Source organism: Vibrio sp. YT-19(2023) (assembly GCF_033337395.1).
On sequence record NZ_JAWOQN010000019.1, the window covers coordinates 70,595 to 90,610 of the forward strand.

Sequence of the window (20,016 nt, forward strand, 5' to 3'; positions counted from 1 at the left end):
TTTCTGAAAGTTAAATTCCGTGAGAATAAAGACATACTAATCTCACAAAATTAAGCAGTGACAGAGTGAAAACTATGATTACAAAAGATTTTTGGAATAGAAGCCTCTAATGATGTAATTGACATGATGCTCAAAATTGAACGTCAACGATTATTGAGTCGGTGTAAGTACCTGCAGGAGGGGCCGTTTGGCTGGTTAGTATCTGCGCGCGATAATTATAATTCTGTGGAGTGATACCATCAGGAATGGAGCCGCCAGTATCGACGTCACTGTGTTCACGACGTTCAGAACTGGTTCCTCCCCAGCGCTCCATCGTTGATGACTTATAGATTTCATACTCCAAATAGTGACCACTAGAAATCATTCGCCGCTGACCGCCGGACGCATTTAGGCCGTCATTCAAGCCAATGGAGAAGGAACTATTCTTGGTACAAGTTAACGATATAACCTGACTGACCGGTTCAAAACCGGCCACTAATGGGGACGAACCAAAATCAATATCTGGCGCTGTGATCATACAATCAGGGGTCACTTGCAACTCAACCGTAATCACGCTTTGAGCGCTGCCATTGGCGCGGCCAATGCATACCCCTAGAACCCCGATCCCCTTACAGTAATCCCAATTCCAGGATACGGTGATTTGGTCTTTATAAGTCCCAGCGGAAAGATTACTACCCACTCCCGTCCGAGCATAAAGCGGAAACTCAGCTTGAGTGCCAAACAACCCGAGTAAATCGAGTAACCCGATTTCAAAAAAATTGTAAGTTTGGCCGAATACATACTCTTGTGAAAGACCTGGATCGCCAAAAATCTGATAGCTGAGCTCCGAACTCGGATCATCCTCATTTAATAGCAAACCATTATTTATACTGTTAAACGTTGCTGATACGTAGTCGCCACTTAACAAAGACACAAGTGTAGAAAAGTCACACGTAATCCCCGCATGAGGCTGAGCTGAGCTTTGCTGCTGAGAGCTTGAAACAGTAAACGAAGAAACATTGCCAAACAAGATTAAAGGTGCTGCCGCCGTGAGCTGACAAGCCATTGTCGAGCATGAGAAAAAGAGAAGTAGGCTAGCAAACCAGCTGCGCAAAATCATAGTGCGGTCTCTTCTTCGGCTTTGATACAAACCTGCTCAGGCAATGTTTGTATTTTTTGACTGTCACGCTGATACAACCCCTCAATAAACACTTTACATGGCGACTGTCCTTGAGGATAAAACTGAATATAGCGGCCTAGGTCAACGCCTTCAAAGTACGTAAAACCATCCCAACCAATTTGGCTTGTTAAGCCCGTTTCTGAGCGGCCATATGTACCAATCGGAAGGAACAAATGATTTTCGTCTACCACCGTCATGCTCAGTGCAATTTGTAGCTCTATTGGGAACTCTAACAGGTAGCCGTAGCCCGAATGTATCGAAGCAAACTGCTCTGTCGCAGAAAACGCAGCATTGGCTGGTAAATTAAGTGGATCGATTTCATATTTGGCGGTGTAATACGCCGTAGCCCAAGGAACAAGTAAGTAACCTTCATCGTCTGTCACTCCGACAATTTGATTCTCATATTTAACCGGAATACCTTCAAAACCACTGGTGCTCACTACCGCAAAGCTGTCATACACTTCATTCGCTGGGAATATTTCTCCATCCAACGTAGAGACTGAACCTGCCATTTCCGCAAAATAATCATAGTCGCCACTGGTGCCATTTAACCCCGCTCTAAACTGCGCCCATGACGCACGGTAGGTCAAATCGGCCTGTTTACGGTTTTCTGGGTCCTCGTTAATATCATGCGCTAAATTGACGCCCCACCCACCTCGTATTGGCGCAAGGCGGCTGTAACCCACTCGCCCTCTAACATCGCCATCATCCTCTCTTTTCAGCGTTAACCCCGAACTTCCCCCCAAAGAACTGAAAGGTAGAGAGAATTGCGCCAGCGTAACACTCTGACCACCAATACTATGGTTGTAAGAAAGGGACATATTGATATTAAAAGGCAGAGCGTAGCTATAAGTAAGATTTAGGGTACGTGAATCTGAGTCGGATTGTTGAATATCAAAGTACCCACCAGAAAGTGAGCCCCAATCTCCCAAGCGGACTCCCATATTGATTTGTGATAGATGGCGCGACGCGAGTGAAGCGTCCTTGCCGTCATCGAGCATTTCGTAATCTGGTAAATGAGATAAGGTATAAAAGTCGGCTTGTTCTACTTGAGTTCGAGCAGCGAAGCTAAACAACCGAGACTGATAACTATAACCTAGCGCATATGAGGTAGATTGATCCTGAAAATTACTCACACGAAACGAGGCATCCACCGTACCTAAGTTGAAAGCATTGGTGACAAAGCCCAGCCCCGCAACGATCAGGTCATCTTTTGCTTCAGCTTGAGCTTCTAATGTTAACCAATCAGTCATGCCATGACGCAGAGCGGTAACCACGCCACCGTCTCCATAGTCGTTAGATGCATTACCGAAATTTTCTCTGATCGCACCAATACTCGCACTGTAAGATGTAAATCCGGTCTTGAGTAGATCGGAAGAGAGAAAAAATGGGCTGGTCATGACCGTTTGCTTACCCTGAGCATCCGTTGCAATTACCGTTGCTTCCCCAGCACCAGAGAGCATTGGAATATCGTTAATAATGAAAGGACCGGGACCAACATTCATTGAGTCAGTTTTAAAGCCATTGATAAATAAATCTAACGTAGTGGGCGCTGTGACTTCACCGTAAAATGCAGGTAACGGCGTCGTCACGACATCCGGACGCATAGAGAAATCATGTGATAACTGAATACCCGCCAGTCTTACTGGTTGGCTCCAAGATAAAGGGCGAACAATATAGTCCCCTACCTCCATACGAATTCGCTTCTCTTGATTGACGTACTCGTAACTCGTATCAAAACGAGTGTACTGGCTGCTTTGCTGGGACTGAACATCGCGATGAAAGTTAGATTTAAATATCCCGGTAGTAGAAAAAACGCCAAACTCAGAAAAGGCTCTGACTTCATGATTTATAGAAACCTCCTTTTGTCGGCTTTCGTTCTCGTACACACCAAATACGTTGTAGTTAAGCAGGCCACCACGCCCAAACTGAGCCGGGGAAAATCGCCCCATATCCTGCGCTGATAAGCTCTGCATCGGTAACCAATTAGGCGGTACGTCAATTGTAAGTTGCAATGACGATTGCAAGTAACGCACGTTAACTCCTGGGATAGACGTAACCTCAAGTCTCTCTTCAGTTCCAGGCAACGACTTGGCGGTAACCCCAACTGAAATGAGGTCCTCCCGGAGCAAAAAGAACTGATCGCCAACTCGCTCAACTTTCGCAACAAGCCCGGTTGCTCTTTGATTGATCACCAACTCCAGATTGAGGCTAATATTCTCAAACTTTTCTAATGAGAAATTTTCAGGACTCGGTAGCTCAGAGAAGTGGTTTGCTGAATTTGCACAAAGACCAATACTGCTCCACGTTACGCTAAGTAATACCAACCAAAAGAAAGCATTCATTGTATTAAATCTATTCATTATTGCTTCAATGGTATTTGGTAACGTTTACCTCCAATATTCGCGCTCAAACTCAAGGGTCTGACATTACTATGGGGAATAGACCAAACCTTATACTGTTCAGGAAGAATATAGCCAGCTAGTCCATCGGAAATAACGACAGGATCTTTATTTGGTAGATTCAACTGTAAATTCACTAAGCGAACATGGTGTTTTCCTGAATTTTTAATGTGAACAAAACGCTGATTATTTTTCTTAATAAACTGTGCCTGTAAATCACCCCATAATTCACTGTCACGGTTTGGTTTTTGAGTATCAGTCAGCCCTTTCCCGTAAATAAACAAAGGTATCGAGTAACGCATTCGGACTTTTACAGCGAGTTCATTTTCCGTCAATTCTGTTTGAGGGTTTTGAGTTGGCGGTAATTCATCTATGATCACTCGGTATGCATACTCCTTACCCGCAGAGGCCTAATCTTGGTTGATGATGCGGATTAACTGCTTTTCACCTGGTTCAATTTTGACAAACGGAGGGGTTGCAATTAACTGGCTTTGACTTGAATAACTATCTTCTCCTTCGTTTTGTTCCCACTTAAAAATTCTCACCTGTAAATAAGAATCAACACTGCCTTTATTTACCATCCAAAGTGATGTTGCATTACTCTCCTCTGATATTTTGGGGTAAATTGGCCAAATTAATAATGAGTTAGCGTTGGCATTTGAGAAAAAAACAAAAAGGAAGGCTATTAATAATAGTTTTTTGAGTATGACTTCCATTTCACCCCTCCAAAGTTCACTTACCACTCTAATGTCAGCGTAAGCGTATCCATATAAATTCCAGCCATTTCATTCCCATTTATTGTCGCCTTTGCCCAGATAGGAAACTGAATATTATCTGGGTCTTGGTCAGTATCGACGGAATATTGCGTGTCAATATCAAGCACCTGCGTGTAATTTAGATCCTGGAACAAAAAGTAATCTACCGTTGTCGCTTCTTCACTGTGCTTTAGCTTACGTACACCGTCCGATGCATTCATCCCGCCATTTACGGAAACATTCATCGTAATACCCGGAGTACAACTTAATGTGAGTGATGAACTGTAAGTGATGCTGCCTTGTACTTCCGTCGCGTAAACTGAAGAATGCTCACCAAAATCTAACGTGCCTATTTGCCCGGCTTGGGTTGCGCTTTCTTCTTGTACTACGCCGTTAATCAAACAACCTGTATCTACGGTGGCAGACACCTGAAAAGTTTGTGTCGCATCAGCCAGCACAGTTAAAGAGCACAAACTCATCGCGACAAGTGAAAAGCCCCTAACAACCAGCGTCACGTTTTACCAGCTTAGCGTCACACTGATGGTATCGGAGTATGTACCGGCAATGCTGCTCGTACCGTAAGCTTTCGCAAAAAGCTCAATAGTTTGCGATGTTGCACTAGTAAATTCAGACAGAGCTACCGTCCCGCCTTGTATAATTTGTGTGCTTCGGTCTGAGTCGGTAAACAACGTATAATCAATAAATTGCGCGCCATTTGACATCGCATAGGTACCAACGGTCGCACTTGCATCATACAATCCGGTGCCCAATGTAAACGTCGGTGTCACACCGTTACTACAAAGCACTTCAATACCCGTCGCACTACCACCATTTACCACACCATCTTGTTCACTGAAGATTGCAGGCACGTCTCCAAAGGCGAGTGAGCCAAAGCCAACGCCAGAAGCTGCATCTACCGCATTATTTCCATTAATCACACAACCTTGTACAAGGTTAATTGAAACATCAATCGTACCGCTCACTGACGCTCCACTCGCTTGCCAACTAAATGAGGTTAAGAGCAGAGGCATCATCAGATAAAATCTTTTCATATAAAGCTCCATTTTTACATTCCACTGTATATCGGTAACCTTTTTATTAGTTATAGCTCAATTATGACAAACCAAATGCATATAAAATGTAAAACAATAAAAAGAAGCAGGATAAGGATAAAGACGAACAGCAAATAAAAACATTAAACTTAAAAATGACGATTTTTAAGCATATGATGCTAAAAAATAACCACCAAAAACAAATGGTTATTATCTTATTCCAAATACAGAATCGACAATTAGTTAGAAGGTAGGGTGAAGTTGAGTGGAAAAAATCTAAAAAAAGTAGCAGAACGATACGAGAAGTTTAGAAAAGATTGGCGACCATTTCTTCCCGAAACAAAAATCTTCATGAAACAAAAATGCGCCCCAAAAAGGAGCGCATTTCTTACTTGAATAAGTTATTCCCAATCAAGAATAACTTTGCCTGACATACCGCTGCGCATTACGTCGAAGCCTTCTTGGAAATCGTCAATCTTGTAGTGGTGCGTGATGATTGGCGATAGATCCAGACCAGATTGGATCAGTGAAGCCATCTTGTACCAAGTTTCGAACATTTCGCGACCGTAGATACCTTTGATCACCAAGCCTTTGAAGATAACTTGGTTCCAGTCGATACCCATGTCTGACGGTGGAATACCGAGTAGTGCAATGCGACCACCGTGGTTCATTGTGGTTAGCATTGAGTTGAATGCTGCTGGGTTACCAGACATTTCTAGACCAACGTCGAAGCCTTCTGTCATGCCTAGCTCAGCCATTACGTCTTCTAGCTTCTCTTCAGCCACGTTTACTGCGCGTGTTACACCCATCTTACGAGCAAGTTCTAGACGGTATTCGTTCACGTCTGTGATCACTACGTGGCGAGCACCAACGTGCTTTGCTACTGCCGCTGCCATGATACCGATTGGGCCAGCACCTGTGATAAGCACGTCTTCGCCTACTAGGTCGAAAGAAAGTGCTGTGTGTACTGCGTTACCAAACGGGTCAAAGATAGACGCTAGGTCGTCAGAGATCTCGTCTGGGATCTTGAACGCGTTGAACGCTGGGATAACCAGGTATTCTGCAAATGCGCCTTCGCGGTTAACGCCCACACCAATCGTGTTACGACATAGGTGAGTACGGCCGCCACGACAGTTACGACAATGACCACACGTGATGTGACCTTCGCCAGATACGCGGTCACCGATTTCAAAGCCACGAACTTCCTGACCAATCGCAACCACTTCACCCACGTATTCGTGACCGACAACCATAGGCACTGGAATTGTCTTTTGTGACCATTCGTCCCAATTGTAGATGTGTACGTCTGTACCACAGATAGCGGTTTTCTTAATTTTGATCAGAATGTCGTTATGGCCAACTTCAGGTTTATCAACCTCAGTCATCCAGATGCCTTCTTCAGGCTTTAGCTTTGATAATGCTTTAATTTTCATAATGTAACCTTAATTAAAGGCCCTATTGTCTAAGGCCTAGAATCTTAAATAAGACCCATGTCCTTACCAACTTGGATGAACGCGTCGATTGCACGGTCTAGTTGCTCGCGAGAGTGCGCCGCAGACATTTGAGTACGGATACGTGCTTGACCTTTTGGTACTACAGGGAATGAGAAGCCGATTACGTAGATGCCTTTCTCCAGCGCACGCTCTGCAAATTCTGCTGCTACTTTTGCGTCGCCAAGCATGATTGGGATGATTGCGTGGTCAGCACCACCCATTGTGAAACCAGCGTCTTCCATACGAGTACGGAAGTGTGCTGCGTTTTCCCATAGACGATCACGTAGGTCACCGCTCTCTTCTAGTAGATCTAGAACGCGGATAGAAGCGCTTACGATTGCTGGTGCAACAGAGTTAGAGAATAGGTATGGACGAGAACGCTGACGTAGCCAGTCAATCACTTCCGCTTTACCAGATGTGTAACCGCCTGAAGCGCCGCCCATTGCTTTGCCTAGCGTACCAGTGATGATGTCGATACGGTCAACCACGTTGTGGTGCTCGTGCGTACCTGCACCTGTTTTGCCCATGAAGCCAACAGCGTGAGAGTCATCAACCATAGTCAACGCGCCGTACTTCTCTGCTAGGTCACAGATAGCCGGAAGGTTTGCTACTACGCCGTCCATTGAGAACACACCGTCCGTTACGATAAGAATGTGGCGAGCACCTGCTTCTTTCGCAGCGATCAGTTGTTGCTCTAGCTCTTCCATGTTGTTGTTTGAGTAGCGGAAACGCATTGCTTTACATAGACGAACACCGTCGATGATTGACGCGTGGTTTAAAGCGTCAGAGATGATTGCGTCTTCTTTGCCTAGAATAGTTTCAAATAGGCCCGCGTTTGCGTCGAAACATGATGTGTAAAGAATCGTATCTTCTTTACCTAGGAACTTAGAAAGCTTCTGCTCAAGCTCTTTGTGGATGTCTTGCGTACCACAGATAAAACGTACTGAAGCCATACCAAAGCCGTGCTCGTCCATGCCTGCTTTACCCGCTTCGATAAGTGCCGGGTGGTTAGCAAGACCAAGGTAGTTGTTCGCACAGAAGTTTAGTACTTCTTCACCAGTAGAGATTTTAACAGCCGCTTGCTGTTGAGACGTGATGACACGCTCTGATTTGTAAAGGCCTTCCGCCTTTACTTCTTCGATTTGCTGCTGAATCTGTTGGTAGAATGCAGAAGACATTTGAAATTCCTTCCTAGTTATTTTGGCGAGTATTTACTCGTTTAGAATTAGGCTTAGCCTTTATGTGACGGGCGTCACGGGCTATCACTCATCAATTAATTGTAGTGTAATTCAAGGAAGGAGGAAGGATTATACCTTAAGGTGGAAAAGCATTAATGAATCCTAGGCACAAATTCGATTAATGCTTTTCTATGAGTTTGTTATAAAAGGAATTATAGCCAGGTAGGCTTAGCCAAAAGTGCTTCAAAGTCCTTAGCAGGTAATGGTCGGCTATAGTGGAAACCTTGTCCGAACTCACAGTTTAGGTTTTTCAGGTAATCCACATGACGCTGTTCTTCGATGCCTTCTGCGACGATCTTAAGATCCAGCGCTTTTGCCATTGCTATGATTACGTTCACAAGCTCGCGGTCTGAGTCGTTCTCGAACATATTTTGCATAAAGCTACGATCAATTTTTAAGCGGTCGAACGGAAACTTCTGCAAGTAACTCAGCGCAGAATAACCAGTACCAAAATCATCAATAGTAAGTTTGGTGCCTAACGCTCGTAAGTTATTAAGCATGTCTAATAGCTCAGAATCGTGATTGAAGAGGAGACTTTCTGTCACTTCAATATCGAACTTATCTGACGGAAGACCAGACTCCTCAAGGCTGTGTTTAATAAACGTAAGTAAGCGCTCGCAGTACCTAAATTGAACACTAGAAAAGTTTACAGAAACAAACAACGGAGTCAGACTCTGCCATTGTGCCGCTTGTCGACACGCTTGTTGAATAGCAAACTCACCAATTTGATGAATTAAACCATTTTTCTCTGCAATAGAGATAAACTCTTCAGGGTTTACGAATCCGTACTTGTCATCATTCCAACGCATTAGCGCTTCTGCCCCTACGATTTTACCACTACTCAGCTCAATAATTGGCTGATAATACAGCTCTAACAACTGATTGGAGATCGCACTTCTCAGACGATTTTCCAGATCTAAGTAGCGTTGCAAGTCTTGGTTCATATTATGGTTATAAAAACAAAAGCCATCACGCCCATCTTGTTTCGCCCGATACATTGCCATATCTGCACATGCAAGAAGCTGCTCAGCGTTGTCTCCATCATCCGGGAACACAGACATTCCGACGCTGCTACTCAAGAAGAATTCATGGTTGTTCCAAACAAACGGATCGTTAAACGCCGAAAGTACACTTGAAGCAACTCGCTTTGCAGTATCATTATCAGGCAAATCAGGGATGACGAGTAAAAACTCATCCCCACCAATTCTCGCCAATAAGTCTGTTTTTCTCGCGACTTGATACAGTCGCTGAGCACTGAGTTTAAGGATTTCATCCCCAACAAAGTGTCCCATTGAATCGTTAATCTGCTTAAAGTGGTCTAAGTCGATGAACATCACCAAAACTTTAGACCCACTACGCGATGCCCTAATTAACTCCAAAGCCAATCGCTCGGAACCATAACTACGATTAGGTAAATTGGTTAATGTGTCATATTTAGCTTGGAAGGCGAGTTCTTTTTCAGACGCTTTTCGACGTTCAATTTCGTTCGTTAATTTTTTATTCTGTTGAGAAAGAATATCTTTACGCTTTTTTTCTTCCTCAAGCTTAATTTTCAATTCAATCCTATTATTGTTCGTGATGAATGCATAACATAAAGCAATGACGATCATAACGGCCAGAATACTCAAACCAATAATAAAGAGCCGTGATGTAAATATATCTCGTTCACTCAAAGGCTCGAACCACGCCATCAATTTGAAGTGATGTTTATCCACAGGAACTTCAAAGTAAATTTTTCCGTCTACAGCCTCAGAAACGAAATAATTCTCATCCTTATTGTGAGAAGGTGTTTTATTTATGGTATCCCATACAACCATTTCCACGTCTTTTATTTTTAGCACCATTCGGCTATAACTATCTTCGTGTTCTTGGTTAGTAAGTTGGTCAATAACAATATTCTTATTAAGATCGGCAATTAAAAAGGCAACAGGCTTTCCGGAGAACTTAACTTGCTTAATGACTTGAATGCGAACGTCATCATTGTATCGCGTCGCACAAACCTCTTCGGGATGCCCGTGTTGAGTCATTAAGGTCTGTATGTCCATTTTGTGCTCGGCAAGGTTTTCAGATCCAGTGGTGACAATGGTGACTCCATCACTGCCTACCAGCGTGAGCTTCTTATAGATTTGGCTGCTATTAATTAGCTTACTGTCTATCTTCTCATCGAAGCGACGCTTTAAATTAATTAAACTTGCACCTAACCCATACTCCATTGACATGCCAGAAGCTAAATTACCAAAGAATGTTTGTATTGTTTTATCTGTAGCTAGATTATCAACATCTTCACTCGCTATGGTAAATAAATTATCGAGTGTGCTTGCATAACTTTTTACTTTTAAATCTAGTTCTCTGTATTGAGATTCTTTTAACTTATTTTGACCTACGCTAGTCACAGTAATAAGCATAGCTAAGTAAATTGAAACTAATATTGCGCTTATTGTAATAAATCTTTTACTGGAAAATTTTTTAACGGCCTTATTCATCGGACTTTCTTTTTATCTTCTATAAAGTAATCGTTATAAAAGTAGTAAATAGATGGATAGTATTTTTTTACTAGTTTTTCGTATGAACCGTCTTTTTTTATCGAGTCTAAATAACGATCAAATGCTTTGCGTAATTCAGGGGAATTTTTACGGAATGCAACAGCCATTTTTTGATTTTCAGATATAGGGCCAATGACTTTTATTTCACCCGGCCATTTTTCGAGGGCAATTAGCGTATCCGCAACATCTAATAATGTGCTTTCCGCATCATTTTTCATTATCGCTGGAACCATCTCATTAAGGAGACGCGCCCCATCAGGTAATATAACTTTTGCACCTGTGTCATATAAGTCATAAAGGTTAGGATCCAAGCAAGAATGTTCTAAAGCTAACACTTCGCGACCATCGATCAGCTGCTTGACGTTTTTAACATCTTCATCGACCGACCCACTTGGTTTAATCGGGCTCAGACTAGAGTCGGATCTGGAAACCAACCATACACCTGAAGGAAAATAATCTTGTGAAAAATCGACAACCTCAGAGCGCCAATCAAGAATAGTAACGCCATTTGCGATCAAATCGCCTTCAATTGGAACACTTTCTCCGACAACAGCCTGCTTGTTGTGATATTGCACATTTTGCCCTGTCAACTTACCAACCACGTCGCTCCACTGTGCTGGAACATACTGGTACTGAACACCTAACGACTTGGCAAAACCTTTTATTATCTCTACATCCAAGCCAGTCAAAGTTTCCACTTCACCTTGTTCAATATAGGAGACAAAGTTAGCGTACGGGACACCAATGTGACGCAGTACACCGCGTTCACGGATTTGTTGTAAATCGTCTGACCAAGCGGCAGACGACGCAACAGAGGTAACCATGAGCGCCACCGTCGCTAAAGTTCTTTTGAATGTTATGACTGACATAATAATATCCTTACCTTTCACAAAGCGCCCAATAATGGGCGCTTGAGTGATAAACAACGATGTTAGAACGACGAGTAATACAAATTCGTCATCGCCACTACGAGCCCTTCCACATCTTGTTCGTCATGGAACAAATGCGTAGAGATACGCAGCGCGTAAGTATCAAAGTCATCATCCTTATGCAGCTTAAAGCTAGTCGTACGGATGATGTAACCATACTCTTCACGTAAACGATCTCGGAATTCCGTCAGTATCTCTTCATTAGTTACATCGGGGAACGGGTTAACCGTCGTTAAGCCACTGGTTAAGCCTTCCACGTTTGGTGAATACATTTTGGCTTGTGGTAAGTACTCTTGAAGCAAGGTTTTACATAAACTACCAAGGCTTACAACTCGCTCTTCGATACGGTCTCGACCAATCTCATCCCACATTTTGCAACTATCAACTAGTGCTTGTTTCGCAGGATAGTTATCGTTACCAATGTATTGCATTTGCAGCTGTTTACCTAGGTAATCAGCATGAGAAAGTGAGGAGTTGATCAACCATAACGGGTTCTCTCGGTCACTCCAATACTCATTCAAACGGTTACCGTTATCACGAACATACAGAATACCTGTCGCGCCCGGACCACACTGCCACTTATGACCAGATCCTGCATAGAAATCACAATCCATATCGTGGAAATCAAGGTCAAACATACCGACCGTATGCGCGCCATCAACAAGAGTAGGTACGCCATACTCTTTTGCTAAAGCACAAATGGCTTTTGCTGGTAGCGCGGTTCCTGTTTTGTATGTGATATGAGAGAAAACAATTAGGCGAACGTTTTGATTCGCATCAAGCGCGTCTCGGAACGCTTGAATGTAATCTTGCTCAGAAACGTTTTCGGTACCAGTAAATACTGGTAGTTGAATTTCTACCACATCCACACCAAAACGATGTTTCGCTACGTTCATAGGTGATGTTGCAGCAATATGTTCATGGTGTGTCGTTAGAATCACATCACCTGGTTCAAAGTGTAAGCCATTAATGATCGAGCATAAGCCATCAGTAGTGTTGCGGCTGAGAATGATCTCTTCTGGGTTAGCACCAAAACCTGGTGCGACGTCTTTAACCATCTCAGAAACATACGGCCAAGAGCCAAATTTGCCTTTCATATCCCAAGGGTATTTAGCCACCAGCTTGTTGTTATGCTCGTAATCTTCAAGAACATGTTTTGGCATTGAACCTGTTGTACCAATGTTCATGTAAGTGGTTCGTTTATCCAAAACGAACTGTCTTCGCACTTTACGCCAGAAGCGCTTATCGTGTTTTCTACCTAGCCCGCGGCTGCTCCAATCAATTTTCTGTTCTCGTGCTTGAGCTACGCCTGAGAAAGCGGAAGCACTCACACCAGCAACAACAGCTCCTGTTGCGCCTTTCAGAAAATTACGGCGGCTGCTATTAGTCTGAATAGATTCCTTGTCTTTCATCTTTTTCAATCCTTGTCGGAAATTAGCCATATTATTAATTTTAAGTGCGTAACTATCTGTTACTAAAACATTATTACCCATTACAATCAGAGTTTAATTTTTTCCTCTGCCATTAAGTGACTTTAGTTCCAATTTTTTATCTTATTTGATGATATAAGCAACAGTTTGACCACAAATCTATAAACAACAATGTTCACATTAATATATTCGTTAATTTGATTATTCTTTATTGCGGACAATTCCACCAAATTCTTTATAAAACAATTATGAGCTTTGTTATAAAGTCATTAAAAATTTAACTTTGCGTTAATTTAAAAATATTCAGGCTATTTTAAGATTGGCGTCTATTCTTTTTATATCTTAACGATCTCAACATGTTAAGACTAAATAAAAGAAAGCTGATTTCGGATCGAGATATCAGTTTAAGACCATAAAGTGATACACATCACTCTATGACATAAACTCACCGCTCAACAGACATAAGTACAACAGGTTTTCACTAATATGTGCTTGAGCGTACACCCTAAAAGAAGGAGGTCCCATGTTAAAAGGATTGCTATGCATTTCAGTTGCATCCGCTCTTGTCGCCGCCCCTAACGTGCTAGCGAAAACGGTAGAAATGACTGCTCTCAACACCAATGAGAGTGCGGGTACCATTGAGATTTCACAAAGTGATTATGGCGTTGTTTTTACGCCTCAATTATCAGGTTTGTCAGCAGGTGTGCACGGTTTCCATGTTCACACTAATCCATCTTGCGATAGCATAGAAAAGGATGACAAAACCGTATTAGGCGGCGCAGCAGGTGGCCATTATGATCCTAACAACACAGGGAAGCATGGCTATCCTTGGACCGATGACAATCATTTAGGCGACTTGCCTCCACTCTATGTGGACATGGACGGCAATGCCAATCAGCCCGTTGTCGCGCCTCGCCTAAAATTATCAGATTTAAAAGGTCGAGCGTTAATGATCCATGCAGGTGGTGACAATCACTCCGATCACCCAAGTAAGCTAGGTGGTGGCGGCGCTCGCGTCGTATGTGGTGTTATTGAATAAACATTAACTTATGTCTCACACTTCTCTTTAGATTGCGAGAAGTGTGAACTTCTGTTGATATTGAGAGGATGTTGCATTGGTCTCAAGGTAGCTGTGGTGAAGCATTAAGATCGATTGAACAATCTTCGTCCCGATCCCCAAAGAACCGCCCTCCGCTTCTTCCTCGATGTGATTGACGAAGGTAAAGTGGATACGCGACTTATCCTCACTCAAATGTGCTTGGCAATGCACTTCCGAGCCGATTGGGCTGTGGCGCAATGCATTTTCAAGCAGGTTCAATACCAACCGCTCCAATAGCCCCTTGTCACCCACGGTTTGGATTTCGCTATCGATATCCACTTTCAACACCACTTCTTTACGAGAAAACTGGCTCTGCATCGTTTCGGCACATTCTGCCATCAACGCGCCAAGATCTACGGGGTGGTACTCGTAGTTTGGCATTGGAGCTTCTTTGCGCGCGGCGTCTAACAAAGAATGCAATTGAGTTGAGAGCTTCTCACAATTTCGGAAAGCGACGTCAATCAAAGGATCGGATTCCGGATGTTGCAAACGCCACGTTTCCAAATAGCCAAGCACGCTCGATAACGGCGTTTTTAAATCATGGCTAAGCTGCAACAAGCTTTGACGACGATGAGACGATTGATACTCCAACTGTAAAAACTGCTGCTGAATGTGCTTCGCCATCATCTGATAAGAGTGCGCAATCGGCACGAGCTCCGGCACTTGGTGAGTAAAATCAGGTTGCAGGCGGAAATCATGTTCAGCTTGTTGTTGAAGTTGCTTGGTCACACGTTCAATCGGATTCAATAGGCTACGTTTGACCAGCACATAAGCCCCAAGAGCAAAGCCTAAAATGGACACTAAGACCAATCCTGCCAGCGCGATGTAAGGAGTATCGACTTGAGCATTGGCAATGGCGTCATGTCGGGTACTGCCAATCACCACGTAGAGATAACCGATCGTAGAGCCTAATTCTTCTATCGCGGCGACAGAAAAGACTTTGTGCTCACCACGATTACGTGGGTCTTCACCCAAAATAGGAAAAGGTTGGTCATTTAAGAATTGCTTAATGGGATTGAGATCCACCTTCCCCATGATCTCCGCCCCTTCCGGTGCTGCATGGGTGGTGATGTTACCTTGGCTATCGAGGAAGTAGATTTCAAAATCAGGGCCGATCAGCATGAGCGTGTGAAAAATCGACTTGAGCGCTTTCGGATTGTAATCCGTCCCGATCATCAGCGGGTTATCATCACGCATGTGGCTAGCTAGCTCTTTATGCAGGCTTTGTTTAGTGCGTAACTCGATGGTTTCTTTTTGCCAATTGTAAGTCAGTGCAATCACCACCGCCGCGAGGCAGAACCACAAGCTAGTAAATACTACCAAGCGAGATTTGAAGCTCATCCTATCGCCTCCTTAAACAGCGGTGTTTCCGAAACACCCGTGATGATTGAAAAATGACGGTGAAAACAACTGCAGACTTACTGTCTTGGCTTGATGTTTTGACTTACTTTCTTGCATTAGTGTCTTGGTTGAAACTTATACCCAACACCCCAAACAGTTTGAATGAAGTGATGATCAGAATCAGACAACGACAATTTGCTGCGTAAACGGTTAATGGTGCTACACACCGTGTGGTGATAACCAGAATGACTAGTGTTCCAAACGTGATCGAGCAATTCATCTTTACTGTAAACTCTGCCCGGACGAGTCGCGAGAAACTGCAGCAAAGTAAACTCTGTCGCGGTAAGAGTGACGTCTTTGTCGTTTAGGGATACTTGGTGCAACTCCGGAATGATTCTTAGCGGACCAAAATCCATCGCATCGTCGAGGACTTCATTTGCCACCTTTGCTTCTGCGGTTTGGCTGACTCTGCGTAACACGTTTCGCACTCGTGCTTGGAATTCTAATACGCTAAATGGCTTAGTGATGTAGTCATCAACGCCCGCTTCTAAACCGTCAACCTTGTCCATTTCACCGTCTCTGGCTGTCAGCATGAGCACTGGGCTCCAATCTTGTTGCTGACGCAAATAATGGCAAATGTCTAGACCATCACCATCTGGTAAACCTCGGTCAAGGATCAATAAATCAAAGGGTTGTTGCTGGTATTGCGTTTTAGCATCGGCGACATTTGTGGCTCGCGACACTTGGTGTCCTTGAAACTTGAGATGCATCTGAACCAGCTCTGCCAAATCATCGTCATCTTCCACCAACAAGATGTTCGCGACTAAATTGATTGCCTGTTGTTCCATGGTCCTTTCCTTGCCTTCGAGTATCCTCACTTTGCACATGACCGGAACAAATTAGAAATTCTTTCAAAAAAGGTTCCGATGACGCCATGAGGGATAAAGCGCTCGGCTACAAGCGCTTTGGAAAGGAGACGTCATCGGAGCCTGTGTTACTCGACTCGAGTGATGGTGACTTTCGCACCTGGGTTCAAGAAACGATGGTTCGCAGAGAGTGCTGAGTTTGCTAATCCGTCATCTTGGCTAACAACACCCGCATGGAATGCAACAACGTCATTGCTGTCATTACGAGCGGCATTGAAACCCTCACCGCCACCTGCTGGGCCCGGAATGGTTGCAGCAAGTTCATCGTTCAGTTCTGTGCCGGAATCCCAAACGTTCATGCTCATTTCGTAGCTTTCACCCACTGCGAGCGATTTGAGCGATAGCCCCGTTTCGCCAACAAAGGCATCGTTGGTGTTCACGAACATAGACGCCACAGACAAGTAACCGTAACGACTAGGGTCAACCGTGATGGTGACTTCGTCCGATGCCCCCGGCAACACCAATCCATTACCCGAAATACCTTGGTAAACACTGTCATTGCTGTTCATCAACTCAATCAGCTCAGCGTTACTACCGCCTTCGGCAAGGTGCTCAAGTTCAACAGATGCCGCTTGTCCAATTTCAAACAGTTGGTAGTCACCATTGTGAGTGAGTACAGCAAGCGGAGACATAGGTTGATTCGCAGTCAAGTTCGCCACGTTGACGGTGTAGCGGTACGATTTCACTACGTCATTATCATCATCGCTTGGACAACCGGCGAGCAAGCCGACTGAAGCTGCTACTAGTAAGATTCTGTATTTCATACATCCCCCTTACTTCACAACGATTGTGATGGTTGCAACTGGGTTTAACCAACGATGGCTGCTGCTGTCTAGGTCACTGATGCCGCCGGTTGGGTCGCTATCACCAAGGTTACCCGGATGCACGTGAACTTTGTCGTTAGTTACCGTTGCTTCAACGCCTGTGCCGCCAGTACCAAAGGTAATGAAAGGTGGGTTTGGCATGCTGGACGCAAGTTCATCGTTCGCTTCTGTACCAGCATCGTAACTTCTTAGCGTTGCTCGGTATGTACCCGCTTCCGTTGGAATCCTCCAACTATCCAGACCGACGAAACCGTCATTGGTTGGCAGCAACATCGCGCTCAGAGAAAGATAACCGTGGTCGCCACTATCCAAGGTGAAGGTGGTTGCCACACCTGGGTTCAAAATGCCACCAGCAGGGTTCTCTACCACCGCACCACCAGCGTTACCAATCACACTAGCAAGCCCAGAGATATCACCGCCTTCTGCCATTGCTTCTAGTTCAGGCGTTGCTGCTTGGCCCGTTCTGAACATTTGAAGATCAGAGCCATGTGCGGCAACAATAAGAGGCGTAAAGTAGATGCCTTTGGTTGCGTTTGTCACGGTGATTTCCAATTCCGCCGCATTCACTGATGCAGAGCCTAGTGCCATAGCGACTGAAGTCATGACGAGTCCGAGTTGGGTACGTTTTTTCATTGTGATTCCATCCTTTAATGAGGGTTGAACTACCCAAGCCCATCTGTACGGCTTTACTTCTTTGTTCGTGACTTGAGTAGGTTAAGCATTACGTTTCGAACGTTTTGCGTTCTTGCCTCTAAGAATGACGAGCAAATCTATCAGCAACTTCATCGAATTCTCATAAAATTCTCACAAGTTTTGTTCGAATTCTGTCAGCAGCACTTTTTTACTCTTAATCAGCTATTTACACTTCGCGCTTTCCCCTCCTACAATGCGGTATTCTCTGTTTAAATCACGATTCTCACCATGATTCATAACGTTCTGTCTGCCTACTATGGCGAAATCTACGGCATCGCTTTTTTCAACCACTACTTGAGCTATTACGCCCAAAGTGAACAACAAACGCTGTGGCAAACCTTGATTGAAGTGGAAGAGCTAACCGCAGAAAAGCTCAAACCTGTACTGCTGACAAATGGCATGGATATCGAAAGTCGACACCAAGAGATGTTGGATAAAGGCTTGGCAGACGCAACCAAGTGGATTGGTTTACCATGGCAAGAGTTGGTGGCGACTCTTCTGAAGTGGGTGGAGCCTTATGAGGTCAAGTATCAAGAGTGGCATGAAGAAGTGAAAGCTTCACAGCAGTATTCAATCGCTGAGCGAGAAGCTATCGAGTTGATTGCAGACCACGAAACGGCCATTTATCACTGTTGGCAGCAATACCATACTGGTGAATCTGGCTTGCCTGCACTCAATGCATTTTTGGCAAAATATCGTTAAAGCGAGACGGTGGCACTTGAACCTCGTGAAACCGTACCAGACAATGTCGTTATTCCGCTGCGCAGAACTGAACAATTATGGTTAATCCAAAACTCATTGCCCTACTTCCTGATCTTGCTTCGTTTATCTTAGTGGTAAACGAAGGCAGTTTTACCGCTGCAGCCAAACAACTCGGCGTGACGCCATCGGCTTTAAGTAAGTTGATCACACGATTAGAGCAAGCCCTCTCGGTGAAACTGTTTGAGCGCACGACTCGTAAGTTGATCATCACTCAAGCTGGGCAAAAGGTTTACGACCAAAGCATCGCAATGGTGAATGCCGCGCAGCAAGCCGTTGAGCTATCTGCGGAAGATCATGCTGAGCCAACAGGCGCACTCACAGTAGCAGCCCCTGAAGCATTTCTTAATTCGGTGCTTCAACCGTTTGTTTTGCCATTCCTTGAACGTTATCCAAATATTCAGCTTAAGCTGCGTGCAGCAGATGGTGAGATCGATCTGTTCCGCCAAGGAATTGATGTCGCATTTAAGCTCACCGATAAACCCGATGAGAATCTGGTCCTCAAAGAGATCAGCAAGACCAACCTTGTTTTGTGTGCCTCTCCAGATTACCTCACCAAACACGGTATGCCTGAGCATCCCACTGAGCTTGAGCAGCACGACTGCATTTACCTTGCCGAGAACGACAAAGACAACATCTGGTCGTTCTTTAAAGAGGAAGCTTTCCACTCGATTGCCGTGAGTGGACGTTACGCCGTTAACCATTCTCAAATGCGCTTGAATGGGGTTAAGTCTGGCTTGGGAATTGGAATCTTCCATGACTTCGTGATCAAAGACGCGTTAGAGCAAGGGGAAGTGGTTGAGGTATTGCCGGATTGGATGATCAAGAGTAACTACCACGGCGCTATCGCGATGCAGTATGCACAAACCAAATACATGCCTGCTCGTCTGCGCGTGTTTATCGACTTCGTTAAGGAGCATTTAGTCTCCGAGGGCACTAACCATGCTTAAGGATACGAGTCATGCTTGAAGAGGCTAACCATGTTTAATGCTATTCATCACGTCGCGATCATTTGTAGCGACTACCCAAGGTCAAAACGCTTTTACACTGAAGTATTGGGGTTAAAAGTCATTGCCGAGAACTATCGTGAAGCCAGAGACTCCTACAAGCTTGACCTCGCTTTACCTGACGGTAGCCAAGTTGAGCTGTTTAGCTTTCCGGGCGCACCTAAAAGACCGAGCTTTCCTGAAGCACAAGGCCTGCGACATCTCGCGTTTTTGGTTGATGATGTTGAACAGGTGAAAACCTACCTAGAATCGAATGACGTTGAAGTTGAGCCAATTCGTATTGACGAATTCACAGGCAAAGCATTTACCTTCTTCCAAGACCCAGATGGCTTGCCACTGGAGATTTACCAGAAATAAAAAGAGCCA

At 44.3% G+C, this 20,016-nt stretch carries 19 protein-coding genes; 4 read left to right on the top strand and 15 right to left on the bottom strand.

Going from position 1 to position 20,016, the window contains the following annotated elements; all coding sequences use genetic code 11:
• Nucleotides 1–130: 130 nt before the first annotated feature.
• From R7E78_RS15265 to R7E78_RS15315, 11 genes are all read right to left on the bottom strand, one after another.
• Nucleotides 131–1,099, bottom strand: coding sequence for a spore coat protein U domain-containing protein (locus R7E78_RS15265; protein WP_318058023.1), 969 nt, complete (start codon nucleotides 1,097–1,099; stop codon nucleotides 131–133).
• On the bottom strand, nucleotides 1,096–3,522 hold the full coding sequence (locus R7E78_RS15270) for a fimbria/pilus outer membrane usher protein (RefSeq protein ID WP_411913758.1): 2,427 nt from the start codon (nucleotides 3,520–3,522) through the stop codon (nucleotides 1,096–1,098). Before R7E78_RS15270 ends, R7E78_RS15265 begins: the two co-directional genes overlap by 4 nt.
• Nucleotides 3,522–3,941, bottom strand: a complete 420-nt coding sequence (locus tag R7E78_RS15275) for a hypothetical protein (protein ID WP_318058024.1) — start codon at nucleotides 3,939–3,941, stop codon at nucleotides 3,522–3,524. Before R7E78_RS15275 ends, R7E78_RS15270 begins: the two co-directional genes overlap by 1 nt.
• Nucleotides 3,942–3,971: 30 nt before the next feature.
• Nucleotides 3,972–4,277 (bottom strand): molecular chaperone, encoded by a 306-nt coding sequence (locus tag R7E78_RS15280; protein WP_318058025.1) that lies wholly within the window; start codon nucleotides 4,275–4,277, stop codon nucleotides 3,972–3,974.
• Nucleotides 4,278–4,297: 20 nt separating this feature from the next.
• Nucleotides 4,298–4,795, bottom strand: coding sequence for a spore coat U domain-containing protein (locus tag R7E78_RS15285; protein WP_033906710.1), 498 nt, complete (start codon nucleotides 4,793–4,795; stop codon nucleotides 4,298–4,300).
• A 39-nt stretch (nucleotides 4,796–4,834) separates the two neighbouring features.
• Complete coding sequence (locus tag R7E78_RS15290) at nucleotides 4,835–5,380, bottom strand: spore coat U domain-containing protein (RefSeq protein ID WP_005375099.1); 546 nt, start codon at nucleotides 5,378–5,380, stop codon at nucleotides 4,835–4,837.
• A gap of 389 nt (nucleotides 5,381–5,769) precedes the next feature.
• The gene (gene tdh / locus R7E78_RS15295; protein ID WP_005394871.1) at nucleotides 5,770–6,801 is read right to left on the bottom strand and encodes an L-threonine 3-dehydrogenase; all 1,032 of its coding nucleotides are present in this window, start codon (nucleotides 6,799–6,801) and stop codon (nucleotides 5,770–5,772) included.
• 44 nt (nucleotides 6,802–6,845) lie between these two features.
• Nucleotides 6,846–8,039 (bottom strand): glycine C-acetyltransferase, encoded by a 1,194-nt coding sequence (locus R7E78_RS15300; protein ID WP_005375095.1) that lies wholly within the window; start codon nucleotides 8,037–8,039, stop codon nucleotides 6,846–6,848.
• 212 nt (nucleotides 8,040–8,251) lie between these two features.
• Nucleotides 8,252–10,582, bottom strand: coding sequence for a putative bifunctional diguanylate cyclase/phosphodiesterase (locus tag R7E78_RS15305; RefSeq protein ID WP_005375094.1), 2,331 nt, complete (start codon nucleotides 10,580–10,582; stop codon nucleotides 8,252–8,254).
• Nucleotides 10,579–11,511: a transporter substrate-binding domain-containing protein gene (locus R7E78_RS15310; protein WP_005375093.1), complete on the bottom strand. Its 933-nt coding sequence runs from the start codon at nucleotides 11,509–11,511 to the stop codon at nucleotides 10,579–10,581. Before R7E78_RS15310 ends, R7E78_RS15305 begins: the two co-directional genes overlap by 4 nt.
• 62 nt (nucleotides 11,512–11,573) lie before the next feature.
• Complete coding sequence (locus tag R7E78_RS15315; RefSeq protein WP_213910488.1) at nucleotides 11,574–12,983, bottom strand: aminotransferase class V-fold PLP-dependent enzyme; 1,410 nt, start codon at nucleotides 12,981–12,983, stop codon at nucleotides 11,574–11,576.
• A gap of 541 nt (nucleotides 12,984–13,524) precedes the next feature.
• Here R7E78_RS15315 and R7E78_RS15320 point away from each other — a divergent pair.
• Nucleotides 13,525–14,040: a superoxide dismutase family protein gene (locus R7E78_RS15320; protein WP_104976434.1), complete on the top strand. Its 516-nt coding sequence runs from the start codon at nucleotides 13,525–13,527 to the stop codon at nucleotides 14,038–14,040.
• Between the two features lie 27 nt (nucleotides 14,041–14,067).
• Here R7E78_RS15320 and R7E78_RS15325 read toward each other — a convergent pair whose 3' ends face one another.
• The 4 genes from R7E78_RS15325 to R7E78_RS15340 all read right to left on the bottom strand — a co-directional run bounded on the left by R7E78_RS15325 (nucleotide 14,068) and on the right by R7E78_RS15340 (nucleotide 17,824).
• Nucleotides 14,068–15,441, bottom strand: coding sequence for a HAMP domain-containing sensor histidine kinase (locus tag R7E78_RS15325; RefSeq protein WP_318058026.1), 1,374 nt, complete (start codon nucleotides 15,439–15,441; stop codon nucleotides 14,068–14,070).
• 116 nt (nucleotides 15,442–15,557) lie between these two features.
• The gene (locus R7E78_RS15330; RefSeq protein WP_041053947.1) at nucleotides 15,558–16,289 is read right to left on the bottom strand and encodes a response regulator transcription factor; all 732 of its coding nucleotides are present in this window, start codon (nucleotides 16,287–16,289) and stop codon (nucleotides 15,558–15,560) included.
• A 146-nt stretch (nucleotides 16,290–16,435) separates the two neighbouring features.
• Entirely contained in the window at nucleotides 16,436–17,131 is a 696-nt protein-coding gene (locus tag R7E78_RS15335) for a spondin domain-containing protein (protein WP_005383999.1), read from the bottom strand.
• 9 nt (nucleotides 17,132–17,140) lie between these two features.
• A complete protein-coding gene (locus tag R7E78_RS15340; RefSeq protein WP_213895951.1) occupies nucleotides 17,141–17,824 on the bottom strand; it encodes a spondin domain-containing protein in 684 nt (227 codons plus the stop codon).
• Between the two features lie 288 nt (nucleotides 17,825–18,112).
• On the opposite strand from R7E78_RS15340, the gene R7E78_RS15345 reads away from it, so the two are divergent.
• The 3 genes from R7E78_RS15345 to R7E78_RS15355 all read left to right on the top strand — a co-directional run bounded on the left by R7E78_RS15345 (nucleotide 18,113) and on the right by R7E78_RS15355 (nucleotide 20,007).
• Entirely contained in the window at nucleotides 18,113–18,586 is a 474-nt protein-coding gene (locus R7E78_RS15345) for a hypothetical protein (RefSeq protein WP_213895952.1), read from the top strand.
• Nucleotides 18,587–18,663: 77 nt separating this feature from the next.
• Nucleotides 18,664–19,593 (top strand): LysR family transcriptional regulator, encoded by a 930-nt coding sequence (locus R7E78_RS15350; RefSeq protein WP_213893263.1) that lies wholly within the window; start codon nucleotides 18,664–18,666, stop codon nucleotides 19,591–19,593.
• Nucleotides 19,594–19,623: 30 nt separating this feature from the next.
• Complete coding sequence (locus tag R7E78_RS15355) at nucleotides 19,624–20,007, top strand: VOC family protein (RefSeq protein WP_213895953.1); 384 nt, start codon at nucleotides 19,624–19,626, stop codon at nucleotides 20,005–20,007.
• Nucleotides 20,008–20,016 lie beyond the last annotated feature (9 nt).

Excerpts from the sequence above, each read along its gene's own strand:
- R7E78_RS15320 (WP_104976434.1), top strand. The coding sequence starts at position 13,525 with ATGTTAAAAGGATTGCTATGCATTTCAGTTGCATCCGCTCTTGTCGCC.
- R7E78_RS15285 (WP_033906710.1), bottom strand. The coding sequence starts at position 4,795 with ATGAGTTTGTGCTCTTTAACTGTGCTGGCTGATGCGACACAAACTTTT.
- R7E78_RS15315 (WP_213910488.1), bottom strand. The coding sequence starts at position 12,983 with ATGAAAGACAAGGAATCTATTCAGACTAATAGCAGCCGCCGTAATTTT.
- R7E78_RS15325 (WP_318058026.1), bottom strand. The coding sequence starts at position 15,441 with ATGAGCTTCAAATCTCGCTTGGTAGTATTTACTAGCTTGTGGTTCTGC.
- R7E78_RS15345 (WP_213895952.1), top strand. The coding sequence starts at position 18,113 with ATGATTCATAACGTTCTGTCTGCCTACTATGGCGAAATCTACGGCATC.
- R7E78_RS15280 (WP_318058025.1), bottom strand. The coding sequence starts at position 4,277 with ATGGAAGTCATACTCAAAAAACTATTATTAATAGCCTTCCTTTTTGTT.
- tdh (WP_005394871.1), bottom strand. The coding sequence starts at position 6,801 with ATGAAAATTAAAGCATTATCAAAGCTAAAGCCTGAAGAAGGCATCTGG.
- R7E78_RS15300 (WP_005375095.1), bottom strand. The coding sequence starts at position 8,039 with ATGTCTTCTGCATTCTACCAACAGATTCAGCAGCAAATCGAAGAAGTA.
- R7E78_RS15270 (WP_411913758.1), bottom strand. The coding sequence starts at position 3,522 with ATGAATAGATTTAATACAATGAATGCTTTCTTTTGGTTGGTATTACTT.
- R7E78_RS15305 (WP_005375094.1), bottom strand. The coding sequence starts at position 10,582 with ATGAATAAGGCCGTTAAAAAATTTTCCAGTAAAAGATTTATTACAATA.
- R7E78_RS15340 (WP_213895951.1), bottom strand. The coding sequence starts at position 17,824 with ATGAAAAAACGTACCCAACTCGGACTCGTCATGACTTCAGTCGCTATG.
- R7E78_RS15350 (WP_213893263.1), top strand. The coding sequence starts at position 18,664 with ATGGTTAATCCAAAACTCATTGCCCTACTTCCTGATCTTGCTTCGTTT.
- R7E78_RS15335 (WP_005383999.1), bottom strand. The coding sequence starts at position 17,131 with ATGAAATACAGAATCTTACTAGTAGCAGCTTCAGTCGGCTTGCTCGCC.
- R7E78_RS15330 (WP_041053947.1), bottom strand. The coding sequence starts at position 16,289 with ATGGAACAACAGGCAATCAATTTAGTCGCGAACATCTTGTTGGTGGAA.
- R7E78_RS15290 (WP_005375099.1), bottom strand. The coding sequence starts at position 5,380 with ATGGAGCTTTATATGAAAAGATTTTATCTGATGATGCCTCTGCTCTTA.
- R7E78_RS15355 (WP_213895953.1), top strand. The coding sequence starts at position 19,624 with ATGTTTAATGCTATTCATCACGTCGCGATCATTTGTAGCGACTACCCA.
- R7E78_RS15265 (WP_318058023.1), bottom strand. The coding sequence starts at position 1,099 with ATGATTTTGCGCAGCTGGTTTGCTAGCCTACTTCTCTTTTTCTCATGC.
- R7E78_RS15310 (WP_005375093.1), bottom strand. The coding sequence starts at position 11,511 with ATGTCAGTCATAACATTCAAAAGAACTTTAGCGACGGTGGCGCTCATG.